Below are 12,949 nucleotides of genomic sequence, written 5' to 3' on the forward strand. Positions count from 1 at the left end.
AAACATGAAAGGTGGTATGACTCTTGAAAGACCAAAAGAAAGCAAAATGGATTTTAGGAAGTGCGGGTGTGATGTTATCCGCATTGATGCTGACTCAATTTAATGATGGAACGACGGAAACGAATGCTACCGATATGGAGGAAGTAGGAGTTGCGCTACAACCGGGGGAAAAACTAACAGAACGAGAACAAGAATTGGTGAGTTTAGATTGGACAAATTTTGAAATTGTCTCAATGAATCCACAAAAAACGATGGTTCAAAGTAATCGAAAAACGAGAAAGTCGTAATTTATCCACGAGCGAACGGAGATGAATTAATTGGATACACTTTCACTTCAAATGATGAATACGAACTTTTATATCGCTTTACCAAAAGGTACTTCAAAGGAATGGAAAAAACCAGTAGAAAAATGGTTGCACTATGTGGCTTCAGAATGGTCTAGATTTCGGGAAGATAATGAGTTAGCTAGGCTAAATCAATTGAAAATAGGAGACACCATTGCAATTTCTTCACTTCTTTATGATTGTTTAAAGAAAGCAAATAATTATTTTATACAAACACACGGATTGTTTTCACCGTATTTGAAAAAACAGTTAGAGCAACACGGATACAATCAATCGTTTCCTTTTCAACATGCCGAAAATTTAGAGAAGAACGATACCGGAACTAAACAATCGCCTATCCAATTTTTGAGTAACCATACAGTTTTAAGGACAGATGAACAACAGATTGATTTAGGTGGATTTGCAAAAGGATATATAGTGGAAAAGATTGCAGAGTGGTTACAACAAGAAACGTGCTCTGAATACGGAATGGTTGATGGGGGTGGCGATATGAACATTTGGTCCTCCTGTGACAAGGAATGGACAATTGGTGTGGCCGATCCATATAAAGAAGAGGAAGAAATCAGCTATATCAAAATAAAAAATGGAGCCATTGCAACGTCCAATCGGGTCTATCGAAGTTGGAAGCAAGGGAATGATACAAAGCATCATTTATTGAATGGGCAAACTGGCATCGTGGCGAATACGGATGTACTTCAAGCAACCGTTGTGACGAAATCTTTATGTGATGCCGAAGTTGCATGCAAATTGTGTTTTTTACTTCACGAGAAAGAATTGCAACAATGGCTTGGACAACATCAAATTCCCTCTGCTTGTTTTATCGTAAAAGAAAATGAAAAAGGGTATTGGATTAAAGGAGGAGGAAAAATACATGCTTCTTAGTACATGGGAATGGATTCGGATATGTGGATTTTTAGCGTATTTTTATTTTACGGTTTCGATCATTTTTGGTTTGTTAAGAAAATCGCCTGCTGTAAAGTCCCATAAAAATTTATTATTTCAACTACATCAAAGTGCCGGATGGTTTGGCTTCGCTGCTGTGATAGTTCATATGCTGTTGTTAATAGTCGATCAATATGAACCATATCGTATTGCAGAATTGCTGATTCCCTTTGCATCAGATTATGAGCCTGTTTTATCAGGTCTTGGAACAATTGCGTTTTATCTGTTCTTAATGGTATTTTTAAGTTCGGATCTTTGGTTACGAAAAATGGGGTTTTCTTTATGGAAAAAGGTGCATTTTGCTGTGTTACCAGCATGGGTCATTTCATTAGTGCATGGCGTTTTAATTGGAACTGATACAGTAAATCCATTTATTCTACTATTCTATTGGAGTACGGCCACTTTCGTATTTATATTCTCCTTAATCAGAATCATTAGTGGGCAATATAAGAAAAAAGAAAAGGAAGTAAAAGTTAAACCGGTTGAAGTGTAATCAGTCAAAAAGCGTAACCTATTCAATACGAATAAGTTACGCTTTTTTTTCAAAAGGGAACTCGATACAAAAAGACGTTCCTTTTCCTAATTCGCTTTGTACTTGGATTACTCCATTATGTTCTTCAACAATGGCTTTGGCAATTGAAAGCCCTAAACCCGAGCCGTCCCGTTTTCTTGCAATATCACTACGATAGAAACGATCGAAAATAAAAGGGAGGTCCTCTTTTGAAATACCCATTCCGGTATCTTCTACAAACATTTTAATTGCTGAATCTGTTCTTTTTAGTCTCATGGTAATAGAACCTTGTTGTGTGTATTGGGAAGCATTTTCTAATAAGATATATATCAGTTCATTGATACTTTTTGAGTCTCCTGTAAATTGAATATTCTTTTCAATTTCAGAGTGGAAAGTGACACTTTTGGATAACGTTCTTTCAAATTTCTCACTAATATTTTCAAGCATTTCAGAAAGGTGAATAGTTTCTCTTTTGATTTCTAAACGATTTTGATCATGACGTGCTAAAAAAAGGAGCTTCTCTAAAAGGTCTTTCATTATTTCAGCTTCTTCTTTTAAATCTGTAATTAACTCTTTACCAAATGGGCTTAAGTTTTCTATTTCATCTGCTTCTAATATATCAAGTGAACTATAGAAAATACTTAAAGGGGTACGTAACTCATGGGAAGCGTCTGAAACAAACTTTTTTTGCTTTTCAAAAGTTTGCTGGATCGGAATCATTGCTTTTCCCGCCATAAAGTAACTAATTAAACCAAGAAGTACGGTAAAAACACAGATTAAGACGATAAATAGCCAAATCATTTTTTGGAAAAAGTGATGTTGTGACGTCACCGTTTTGCCTAAAATAATATATCCTTCAAAGGAATTTTGCTGCCCTTTAATCGGCTTAGATAATAAAAGAAAATGATTACTATCCCATTCTAATCTCTTGACCAACTGTTTAGAAACATCCTCTGATTGAAAGAGGGATTCAACCTCTTTGTATAAACCTTTTACTGTTTCATCACCGTGAACAAATGTATGGTCATGCGTATAAATATAATAAAAATATGTTTGATTTGGTTCATAATTAATTTTTTTTTCATGCTCGTCTAAGTGTTCAAAAAGATCATGCGCTTCTTCTGCATAATAGGTTTCAAGTTCGTCCAATTGCTGGTGTTCCATTAACTGAACCAGTGCAAAATAGAGAATAATGAGAAAGCCAATAAAGAATATAAAAAAGCAAATCGCATAAAAAGCGGATAATTTTTTTCGCGTCTGATTAAACATGAGTTTCTCTCACTTTATAACCAATGCCTCTTACATTTTGGATGATCGACTTTTCTTTGCTATCATCGATTTTTTTTCGCACGAGTTTAACTAGTGCATCTAGGTTGTTATTCGTTGTATCGTGGTCATAACCCCAAACATGTGAGCAGATTTGTTCTCTCGTGAGGACGAGACCTTTGTTAATAAAAAGATATTCTAAAAACAAAAACTCATTTTTCGTTAATAAAATCTCTTCATTTCCACGAAAAAGCGTACGTGAGTCTACGTGAAGTTTTAAGTTTTTAACCCCAATCACTTGTTCAATTGGCTTCTCTCTTCTTCGTAAAATGGCACGTATTCTAGCTAATAGTTCTTCCATCTTGAAAGGCTTCACTAAATAATCATCTGCCCCAGCATCTAGCCCTTGTACAATATCAGAACTATCATCTTTTGCCGTTAGCATTAAAATACCACCTGAAAATCCACGTTTTCTTACTTCTTGACACACTTCAATGCCACTGTATTCCGGCATCATCCAATCTAAAATAAGAAGGTCGTATTCCTCAAAGACAGTATTATCTAAGGCATCTTGTCCGTTATCAACTGAATCCACTTGATGATACTCTTTTTGAATAATGTGGACGATGTTTTTTCGTAATCGATTGTCATCTTCTGCAATTAAAATTTTCAAAATGTTCCCACCTTAACATTATTTGATTCATTATAAAAAACAAAGATGAAAAAACACTGAAAAATTGCCATTTTTTATTAGTATAATGGATAAACTAACCAACTCACAGGAAGAAAATTGAAATTTTTAGTACTATAATGAGTATTTCATGTTCAAGTAGATACTAAAAGGGAATTTGTAAGATGCGCGGCTCAATAGAAGAATCCATTTTGATGATTTTAAAGTGGATTCTTCCGGGCTTTTATGAGAATAAAATATAAAGAAATACAGTGAATAATGTAATCACAATAAGTAAAATATGAGCTATTCGAATACTTTTACTTTTTTTATATAAAATCGTACCAACGATGCTCGCAATCCCTAAAACGATAACGGCCCCTAACCTGGTAACTCCTCTTAGGTACATCACAATTCCATGAACGATACATAGAACGAAAGCAATTAGGCCAATTAATATGTGGTTTCTCCCTAAGAGCCTAGCAAGAAATAGATAAGATTTTTTTATTCAAGAATTTTTTAATTTGTCCCGACCAGAGTGCTTCTTCTTTCTAAGAATACATTATCTTTCCAAACTCCATCCCTTTTTCCGATCTTTTCTCGAATACCAACCAATCTAAATCCATTTTTCATATGTAAATGGATACTTGCTTCATTTTCTTTAAAGATTTTTGCCTCGAGTGTCCAAAATCCGTGATGTTCTGATTTTTCTATTAAATTTTGAAGAAGTAATGTTCCAATGCCTTTACCCTTAGCTGCTGGATGAGTATAAATACTTACTTCTCCTACGCCTGAATATACTTCTCTTGTTGAAACAGGTGTGAGCTTACACCACCCTAAAATAGTTGACCCTTCTTGTGCAACGAAAGAACATCCACGATTTGCATTGCCTATCCATTTTTCAAAAGAGGAGGGGGCTTGTGTTTCAAATGTTGCGATTTTCGTTGCAATGCCTGCTTCATAAATAAATTTCACTTGGTCCCAATCATCTTTCGTAACTTGACGTATACCGATATCCATTGTAATAATCCTCCAATTGTGGAATTTAATTTTATTTTTGCATTAAGTACTTGCAAATTGCAAGTAAATTATTTATAAATATACTAAGAGGTGACAAGATGGAAAACAAACGTGAGATCTTTCATGTACTAACGAGGAGATTTGGCTTACTAGATAAAAACTGCTGTTCAGTAGGGAGCTTTGAAATTTCTACGATTCAAAGTCATATCCTTTATGAAATTGACAGACAACATGAGCCATCTATGCAGCAAATTGCCCAAATCTTAACGATGGATATCACTACGTTTAGTAGACAAATTCAAACATTAGTTAACATGGATTTAGTAAAGAAAACTCCATCATCTCAGGATAAACGGGTCTCAATTTTGAGCCTTTCTGTACAAGGAAAATTTGTTGCTACAAGTATTGATCATGCAATGAATGTATATTTAGACGAGGTATTTTCCCATATGGACGAAAATGAAAGAGAAATGGTGATTCGTTCGATTAAATTGTTAAACGAAGCAATGTCAAAATCCTCTGTTTGTTGTACACCGTTATATTAAGCAAGAGAATTCTTGCTTTTATTTTAATGAATACTTGCAATTTGCAAGTAAATAATTTTAAATTGGAGGACTTTATTATGGAGAAATATGCAAATGAATTACCGATTGCTATTATTGGGGCAGGACCAGTTGGATTAGCTGCTGCAGCGCATTTAGTTAACTGTGGACAAAAATTTATTCTATTAGAATCAGGTGTGCGGGTTGGAAGTAATATTCTAGAATGGGGACACGTACGTTTGTTCTCACCGTGGCAATATAATATTGATAAAGTAGCGAAAAAACTATTAGAACAAACTGGATGGATAGCACCAGCAGCAGAAACTCTTCCGACAGGTAAAGAGGTAGTTGAATTGTATTTAGAACCATTAGCAAAGTTACCACAGATAAAAGAACATCTGTTGTTAGAATCAAAAGTTGTATCAATCAGCAAAAAGGGATTAGATAAGATGAAAAATGCGGGAAGGGATGATGCAGCTTTTGTTTTATACATTGAACAACAAGGTTTAACAAAAAGAATGGAAGCAAAAGCAGTTATTGATGCAACAGGAACATGGTCACATCCTAACCCTATTAATGCCGATAATATTTGGACGTCAGAAGAACGGAATTTACAAAAACATATCTTCTATGGCATTCCTGATATTGGAGGTAGTCAACGAGAAAGATATACCGGAAAAAGAGTAGCTGTAGTTGGGGGAGGACATTCAGCAATTAATACAATCATAGAGCTTTCCCAATTAGAAAATGAAGTTGAGGTTTATTGGGTGATGAGAAAGAATAAAGTTGAAGATGCTTATGGTGGTGAGGAAAAGGATGCGCTTGAAGCGAGAGGGGAATTAGGTAGAAAAATTCACCAATTGGTAGATGATGGTAAGGTAAAAGTTTTGACACCATTTAAAATTCACCAATTAAGTTATACGAATGAAGGCATTGAGTTGATAGGGGAAAATAGGGAAGGTGAATTTAAACTCTCTGGCATTGATGAAATCATTACAAACACCGGAAGTAGACCTGACTTTTCTTTTCTACGTGAAATTCGGTTAAGTATCGATCCAGCAACTGAAAGCGTAGAAGCTTTATCACCACTAATAGACCCGAACCTTCATAGTTGTGGAACAGTACGTCCTCATGGTGAAGAAATATTAAGACAGCCTGAGAAAAACTTCTACATCGTTGGCATGAAGAGCTATGGCAGAGCACCAACTTTCTTAATGGCAACAGGTTATGAACAAGTCCGTTCGATTGTTGCTTTTTTAGTGGGCGATATCGAATCATCCAAAAAAGTAGAACTACAATTACCAGAAACGGGTGTTTGCAGTATTAACTTAATTTCAAAAACATCATCTTGTTGCGGATAATAAGTCACTGGATTTTTTCAGTGGCTTCTTTTGTTCGTTCTTGAAAATAGGAACGTTTGTTTGTATAATTAATTTATCTAGAAAATTTCGACAGTTGATAATAACCAGAACTTTTTAGGGGGATATCATATGCCGAGAAAAAAGGGAATAACAGATGAATTCATTATTCAATTGTATAATAGTGGAAAGCCTTACAAGGAAATTATGGTGTTAACAGGCCTATCTGATCGTGCTATTTATAATGTTTTGAAGAAAAATCATGTAACCCTAAAACATAAACAATATGGTGGACAACCTAGAAAACATAAAGTAAATGAAAACTTCTTTAAGGTTTGGTCACACGAAATGGCATGGGTACTAGGGTTGTTCGTGACAGATGGTACAGTAAATAGAAGCCATCATACCATTTACTTTGCTCAAAAAGATGAAAGGATATTGCGTGTCATTGCAAGATATATGGAAGCAGATTTTGTGTTAGCGCCATTTGGGAAAACTAGAAACGTACCGTTATTAGTTATAAATTCTAAGGAAATAAAACAAGACCTTACTTTTATGGGGATAACCTCAAATAAATCTCTAACATTACCATTTCCAAAAATCCCAGAGGAATATTTACCGTCTTTTATACGAGGTGTGCTTGATGGAGATGGTTATGTCGATCCAAAAGGTTATATGATGAACATAACAAGTGCTAGTAAAAAATTTGCTTCAGCTTTATTAATGATTTTTCAAAGCTGGGGTTTAAAGTCTTATATAAAGGAGCAAGTAAGTAAGAATGGCAATGTAATTTTTAGAGTTTGTATAAATGGGAAAAATGATCTTATTAAATTATCTAAAATCATTTATCAAAATGCTAATGATGAAGATTTCCATATTTATAAGAGAGTTTATTTAACACAGCATTCTAATGAGCCTTATATTGCTGATGTTACTAGGATGTTTAATGGCAAGTTTATTCATAAAGCTAAACAGGAAATCAAATGTAGAATAAATAAAGGAATTCTAATGGAAGTAAAAAATCTCGCAAAAGAAAATCAGCAGTATATTAATCATCTAATTCAACCGGAAATACAAAAGATTTTAGAATCAGATCAAATCGTTAAACTTAAAAAATCTAAACATCGAATAGAATTTAGAACAACATTTGAAGGTGAATTTATTGAGGAAATGAAACGTATTGCAAGAAAACATAAAGTAAGTATGAACGATATTATGGAAATGAGTATGGTAAACTTAATCCAACGAAGAGGGTCCGGATAATGGAACCTTTTTTCTTTTTTAAAAATTCTAGTTTACATAATATATCTTATGCGAAGTTAAATCTCGTTTCAAAAGTATACTTATAATAGTGAGACAAAACCTATTTTTTTGCAAAGTCCTAACTTTTTTCATTACGTTTCTTATGCAGATAATTTAAATTTTAAATTGTCTACCATGTTTATTTAATATTTTTTAATTCATACAACCGATCCACATTACAACCCAAATCTAATTGCACGTCTTAAATAACACTTTTTCTTCTATAAATTGATGAAAATTTTCCCGTCAACTAAAAAATTTTAAATTTTCTTTAATATCAAAAAATTATCCTTACCCTTTGTACTATAACAACTATTTCGTAGGACTAAATATTATTGGCGTATATCATTCTAAACAATCGAGACATTATATTTCTAAAAGTTGTTTTAGATTTTCTACTTTAAGTATTTTATTTGTTAATGTTATTTTAATAGTGTAATAATTGGGGTAAATTCCCTTCTGTTTTATGTAGTTTTTTTCTCCTTAAACCTTGATAATTCTAGGCTTTCCACAAATTTGGAAATCTGTTGTCAAGGGATTTATTTGGAAAAATAGTATTGAATTATATAATACTGTCCACTACAATATGGATTAATGACGGGGGTGGAAAAGAAATAAAACGCCTAAAGTAGAATAATAATTCATAAGGGGGAAATTTTATGGCAAACGTAGGAACGTTAAACAAACCCGTAGAAAAAGAAGTAAAACCAGTAGTAAATAATGTTAAATTTAAGGAAATTAACTACAAGAAGATTGATCAAATGGAATCATTCAATAGTTTTGTTAAGAAGAAGAATACCTTTTTATTCGGTGTTACAGCTGCTTTCTTATCACTTTATATCCTATTACCAATCTTAGCGTTCACACCTGTATTACAACAGAAGTGGATCGGTAACATTACAGGTGTATGGGTATATGCAGCTGCCCTATTCGTAATGACAGTTATGTTATGTATGCTTTACACAAAAATGGCACCGAAGTTCGATAAGATCGCAGCAGAAGTGTTAGCTGAATATGAAAGAGACGGTGGCAGGTAATGAATTTAGTAACAATTGGATTTTTCTTAGGAATTGTTGGATTAACATTAATCGTTACATATATTGCTGCAAAAAGAACTTCTTCTGCAAGTGACTTTTATACAGCGGGTGGCGGACTTAAAGGATGGCAGAATGGATTTGCAATTGCTGGGGATTATTTATCAGCAGCAGCGTTTTTAGGGGTTTCAGGAGCGATTGCCTTAACAGGATTTGATGGTTTCTTCTTCTCTGTTGGGTATGTAGTAGCAAACTTAGTTCTTCTATATGTTATTGCTGAACCAATGAGAAATTTAGGACGTTATACATTAGCAGATATGTTAACTGCTCGTTTTAATGAAAAGCGAATTCGCGGAGTTGCTGCAACAGGTACAATTATTATTGTTATCCTATATATGATTGCTCAATTAGTTGGAGCAGGTGCACTTATTAAATTATTATTTGGTATCGAATATTGGATGGCTGTATTAATAGTTGGTGTAATGATGACGACATACGTATTATTCGGTGGTATGACGGCAACATCATGGGTACAAATTATCAAAGCTGGATTATTATTATTTGGTACTACCCTTCTTGCCTTTTTAGTTTTCTCGAAATTTGATTTTAGCTTAATTAAAATGTTTGATACAATTTCAACTCAGCATGGCGATCAGTTTTTAGTGCCAGGAATGAAATATACATCTTCAATTGATTCTGTTTCTATGATGATGGCCCTTGTATTAGGAACATCAGGTTTACCACATATTTTAATGCGATTCTTTACTGTTAAAGATGCGAAAACAGCTCGTTCTTCTATTTCTTGGACGACTTGGATTACTGCAATCTTCTTCTCTTTAACAATTTTCCTTGGTTTTGGAGCAATGCATTTTGTAGGAATCGATGCAATTAAATTAGAAAATGCTGCGGGTAATACTGCTGCCCCACTTTTAGCTGAATTTTTAGGTGGGAATATTCTTTTATCATTTATTGCAGCAGTTGCTTTTGCTACGATTTTAGCGGTAGTATCTGGTTTAGTTTTAACAGGAGCTTCAGCAATTTCGCATGATATTTATGGAGAAATTTTAAAAGATGGTAAGTTAACAGAAAAACAACAAGTAATTGCTGCTCGTATTGGCTCTATTTCAATTGCTTGTGTATCAATTGTTTTAGCATTATTTGCGCAAAGTCTAAATGTTTCATTTTTAGTTTCTTTTGCATTCTGTATTGGTGCATCTGCGAACTTACCTGTAATCCTTTACACAATCTATTGGAAAAAGTTCAATTCTAATGGTGCCGTAGCTGCGATTGTTACTGGATTAGTTTCTTGTTTAGTGTTAGGTGCTATGGGTCCAAATGTTTGGAATCCAGTTGAAGGTGCAGCAATTTTAGTTGGTGAGCCATTATTAAAATTATCTGTTCCTGCTATTATTACAATTCCTTTAGGATTCCTTGCAGGTTACTTAGGTACGGTTCTAACTCAACACAAAGTAGAAGCAAAAAAATCTAAAGAAATCTATCAAGAGATCCGTGTTAAAGCGAACACTGGGGTTTCTGTTTCAGATGTTTCCCATTAATTAATAGAATATTAATAGTTTTGAAGAGAAGTCTAATTAGTTTTTAGACTTCTTTTTTTTATAAAAATTATTATTTTAGACTTTCTATAATACTTTTAATTACTTTCATAATTTTATATTCACCATTTTAATTGTGGTAATGATTAACTTTTTTTACTTATCGAAAAATACTATTTTTTCTCTCTAATTCATATAAATCATTTGTCAAGGGTCCAAAAAATGGCTCTAAATCAACGTTCGTAGGTACATGTCATTATATTTCATTCGTTATTTTTCTATAACCTGTTTTAAATTTTCTCGTAAAATTCAAAAATTATAGAATTTTTTTTAGATAATTTTATAAAAAACTATTGCAATTTTGTGAACGATTAAATAGAATGAAAATTGTAAAATCTATTAAATAGAATTTTACGAACACGAAGCAGGAAAATTAAACAAAAACGGGGGTATGTTTATGGCGAATAATCAAAAAGTAAATATTGATTATGACAAAATCGCTGAAATGGAATCGTTCAAAAAACTGACGAAAAAGAAAAATTCCTTTTTATGGACGATGACAGTGATCTTTCTTGCCGCGTATATGTTATTACCAGTATTAACATCTTATACGCAAATTCTACACCAAAAAGCTGTTGGGGAAATCACATTTGTTTGGTTCTACGCTGCAGGACTATTCATCATGACTTGGGGACTTGCTCACCTTTATGTTGGAAAAGCTAACTCTTACGATAAAGATGCAAAAGCGATTATCGAAGAGTACGAAAGAGGTGTTGGCAAATGAGTGTAACAGCTATTATCATGTTCGTTGCCATCGTGGGTTTAACATTAGTTATCACATGGTGGGCATCAAAAAGAACAAGTACTGCAAGTGACTTCTACACTGCAGGTGGTGGATTAAAGGGTTGGCAAAACGGACTAGCTATTTCAGGTGACTATTTATCTGCGGCATCATTCTTAGGTATTGCAGGGTCAATCGCATTAACTGGATTTGACGGATTCTTCTTCTCTATCGGATACTTAGTAGCTTATTTAGTGGTATTATATATCGTTGCTGAGCCATTACGTAACCTTGGTCGTTTTACTTTAGCTGACATCATTTCTGCTCGTTTTGATGCGAAAAAAGTTCGTGGTACAGCTGCTTTAAGTACTATCGTAATCGTATTATTCTACATGATTGCACAACTTGTTGGTGCAGGTGCACTTATTCAATTATTATTAGGTATCGATTACTGGGTTGCAGTTCTTCTTGTAGGTACAATGATGACTATCTACGTATTATTCGGTGGAATGACTGCTACATCTTGGGTACAAATTATTAAAGCATGTTTATTAATGCTTGGTACAGTAATTATCTCATTCTTAGTATTAGCGAAATTCAACTTTAATATTTTAACAATGTTCTCTCATATGACTACAGCAACTGACGCTGGAGCAGCTTATTTAAATCCAGGATTAAAATATACTAATGGTATTGATACAATTTCAATGTTAATCGCATTAGTATTAGGTACAGCTGGACTACCACACATTTTAATGCGTTTCTTCACAGTAAAAGACGCACAAACTGCTCGTTCATCTGTAATTTGGGCTACTTGGATTGTAGGTTTATTCTACGTATTAACTATTTTCTTAGGTTTCGGTGCTGCTGCATTCGTAGGTAAAGAAACAATCGTTGCAGCAAACGCAGCTGGTAACATGGCTGCCCCACTTCTTGCACAAGCTTTAGGTGGAGATATTTTATTCTCATTCGTTTGTGCCGTTGCATTCGCGACAATCTTAGCCGTAGTAGCTGGTCTTGTACTTTCAGGTGCTTCTGCCCTATCTCATGATATTTACGGTGAGATCATTAAAAAAGGTAAAGTTACTGAAAAAGAACAAGTTCTTGCAGCTCGTACAGGTTCAATCATTATCTCAGTAGTATCTATCCTTTTAGCTTTAGGTGCTCAAACATTAAACGTTGCCTTCTTAGTATCATTAGCATTCTGTATTGCAGCATCTTCAAACTTACCAGTAATCATTTACACAATCTACTGGAAGCGCTTCAATACAACTGGTGCTGTAGCAGCAATGTTAACTGGTTTAATTTCTGCATTAGTTTTAGTAGCAGTTTCTCCAAACGTTTGGAATCCAGAAGCAGGAAAAGCAATCTTTGTTGGGGAGCCATTAATCTTCTTAACAAACCCAGCACTTATCTCAGTTCCACTTGGATTCATCGGTGGATGGTTAGGTACAATACTTTCTAAAGAATCTAACGCTGCGAAATACCGTGAAGTTGAAGTTAAAGCTCAAACTGGTATTTCTGTACAAGACGTTTCTCACTAATTAAAAACTAACCTCGAGTTATCTCAACTCGAGGTTTTTACTTTTCCCCTCCCCTTTTTCCATTTAAAATATTATGGAGGTG

At 34.0% G+C, this 12,949-nt stretch carries 13 protein-coding genes; 10 read left to right on the top strand and 3 right to left on the bottom strand.

What is annotated here, in order from left to right; translation table 11 throughout:
• Positions 1-23: 23 nt before the first annotated feature.
• Genes CRO00_RS16450 through CRO00_RS16460 form a run of 3 tightly spaced genes read left to right on the top strand, consistent with a single transcriptional unit; the run spans position 24 to position 1,779 of the window.
• Positions 24-287 (top strand): hypothetical protein, encoded by a 264-nt coding sequence (locus CRO00_RS16450; protein WP_097074764.1) that lies wholly within the window; start codon positions 24-26, stop codon positions 285-287.
• A 30-nt stretch (positions 288-317) separates the two neighbouring features.
• The gene (locus CRO00_RS16455) at positions 318-1,226 is read left to right on the top strand and encodes an FAD:protein FMN transferase (protein ID WP_097074765.1); all 909 of its coding nucleotides are present in this window, start codon (positions 318-320) and stop codon (positions 1,224-1,226) included.
• A complete protein-coding gene (locus tag CRO00_RS16460) occupies positions 1,216-1,779 on the top strand; it encodes a ferric reductase-like transmembrane domain-containing protein (protein WP_097074766.1) in 564 nt (187 codons plus the stop codon). Before CRO00_RS16455 ends, CRO00_RS16460 begins: the two co-directional genes overlap by 11 nt.
• Before the next feature lie 36 nt (positions 1,780-1,815).
• Here CRO00_RS16460 and CRO00_RS16465 read toward each other — a convergent pair whose 3' ends face one another.
• The 3 genes from CRO00_RS16465 to CRO00_RS16475 all read right to left on the bottom strand — a co-directional run bounded on the left by CRO00_RS16465 (position 1,816) and on the right by CRO00_RS16475 (position 4,753).
• Positions 1,816-2,961, bottom strand: coding sequence for a sensor histidine kinase (locus tag CRO00_RS16465; protein WP_237658455.1), 1,146 nt, complete (start codon positions 2,959-2,961; stop codon positions 1,816-1,818).
• Positions 2,962-3,058: 97 nt separating this feature from the next.
• On the bottom strand, positions 3,059-3,736 hold the full coding sequence (locus CRO00_RS16470) for a response regulator transcription factor (RefSeq protein WP_097074768.1): 678 nt from the start codon (positions 3,734-3,736) through the stop codon (positions 3,059-3,061).
• Between the two features lie 516 nt (positions 3,737-4,252).
• The gene (locus tag CRO00_RS16475) at positions 4,253-4,753 is read right to left on the bottom strand and encodes a GNAT family N-acetyltransferase (protein ID WP_202615698.1); all 501 of its coding nucleotides are present in this window, start codon (positions 4,751-4,753) and stop codon (positions 4,253-4,255) included.
• A 98-nt stretch (positions 4,754-4,851) separates the two neighbouring features.
• Here CRO00_RS16475 and CRO00_RS16480 point away from each other — a divergent pair, with 98 nt between their 5' ends.
• The 7 genes from CRO00_RS16480 to CRO00_RS16510 all read left to right on the top strand — a co-directional run bounded on the left by CRO00_RS16480 (position 4,852) and on the right by CRO00_RS16510 (position 12,867).
• Positions 4,852-5,298 carry a MarR family winged helix-turn-helix transcriptional regulator gene (locus tag CRO00_RS16480; RefSeq protein ID WP_097074769.1) on the top strand — a complete coding sequence of 149 codons (447 nt, stop codon included), beginning with the start codon at positions 4,852-4,854 and terminating at the stop codon, positions 5,296-5,298.
• 26 nt (positions 5,299-5,324) lie between these two features.
• The gene (locus CRO00_RS16485; RefSeq protein WP_097074770.1) at positions 5,325-6,656 is read left to right on the top strand and encodes an NAD(P)-binding domain-containing protein; all 1,332 of its coding nucleotides are present in this window, start codon (positions 5,325-5,327) and stop codon (positions 6,654-6,656) included.
• A 129-nt stretch (positions 6,657-6,785) separates the two neighbouring features.
• Positions 6,786-7,916, top strand: coding sequence for a helix-turn-helix domain-containing protein (locus tag CRO00_RS16490; RefSeq protein WP_097074771.1), 1,131 nt, complete (start codon positions 6,786-6,788; stop codon positions 7,914-7,916).
• Positions 7,917-8,614: 698 nt separating this feature from the next.
• A complete protein-coding gene (locus tag CRO00_RS16495; RefSeq protein WP_097074772.1) occupies positions 8,615-8,992 on the top strand; it encodes a DUF485 domain-containing protein in 378 nt (125 codons plus the stop codon).
• On the top strand, positions 8,992-10,545 hold the full coding sequence (locus tag CRO00_RS16500) for a solute symporter family protein (protein WP_097074773.1): 1,554 nt from the start codon (positions 8,992-8,994) through the stop codon (positions 10,543-10,545). Before CRO00_RS16495 ends, CRO00_RS16500 begins: the two co-directional genes overlap by 1 nt.
• A 454-nt stretch (positions 10,546-10,999) precedes the next feature.
• The gene (locus tag CRO00_RS16505; protein WP_097074774.1) at positions 11,000-11,326 is read left to right on the top strand and encodes a DUF485 domain-containing protein; all 327 of its coding nucleotides are present in this window, start codon (positions 11,000-11,002) and stop codon (positions 11,324-11,326) included.
• On the top strand, positions 11,323-12,867 hold the full coding sequence (locus CRO00_RS16510; RefSeq protein WP_097074775.1) for a solute symporter family protein: 1,545 nt from the start codon (positions 11,323-11,325) through the stop codon (positions 12,865-12,867). Before CRO00_RS16505 ends, CRO00_RS16510 begins: the two co-directional genes overlap by 4 nt.
• Positions 12,868-12,949 lie beyond the last annotated feature (82 nt).

This window comes from Ureibacillus xyleni, assembly GCF_900217795.1.
GTDB classification, from domain to species: Bacteria; Bacillota; Bacilli; order Bacillales_A; family Planococcaceae; genus Ureibacillus; species Ureibacillus xyleni.

Excerpts from the sequence above, each read along its gene's own strand:
- CRO00_RS16490 (WP_097074771.1), top strand. The coding sequence starts at position 6,786 with ATGCCGAGAAAAAAGGGAATAACAGATGAATTCATTATTCAATTGTAT.
- CRO00_RS16500 (WP_097074773.1), top strand. The coding sequence starts at position 8,992 with ATGAATTTAGTAACAATTGGATTTTTCTTAGGAATTGTTGGATTAACA.
- CRO00_RS16460 (WP_097074766.1), top strand. The coding sequence starts at position 1,216 with ATGCTTCTTAGTACATGGGAATGGATTCGGATATGTGGATTTTTAGCG.
- CRO00_RS16465 (WP_237658455.1), bottom strand. The coding sequence starts at position 2,961 with ATGGAACACCAGCAATTGGACGAACTTGAAACCTATTATGCAGAAGAA.
- CRO00_RS16480 (WP_097074769.1), top strand. The coding sequence starts at position 4,852 with ATGGAAAACAAACGTGAGATCTTTCATGTACTAACGAGGAGATTTGGC.
- CRO00_RS16505 (WP_097074774.1), top strand. The coding sequence starts at position 11,000 with ATGGCGAATAATCAAAAAGTAAATATTGATTATGACAAAATCGCTGAA.
- CRO00_RS16485 (WP_097074770.1), top strand. The coding sequence starts at position 5,325 with ATGAATACTTGCAATTTGCAAGTAAATAATTTTAAATTGGAGGACTTT.
- CRO00_RS16495 (WP_097074772.1), top strand. The coding sequence starts at position 8,615 with ATGGCAAACGTAGGAACGTTAAACAAACCCGTAGAAAAAGAAGTAAAA.
- CRO00_RS16510 (WP_097074775.1), top strand. The coding sequence starts at position 11,323 with ATGAGTGTAACAGCTATTATCATGTTCGTTGCCATCGTGGGTTTAACA.
- CRO00_RS16475 (WP_202615698.1), bottom strand. The coding sequence starts at position 4,753 with ATGGATATCGGTATACGTCAAGTTACGAAAGATGATTGGGACCAAGTG.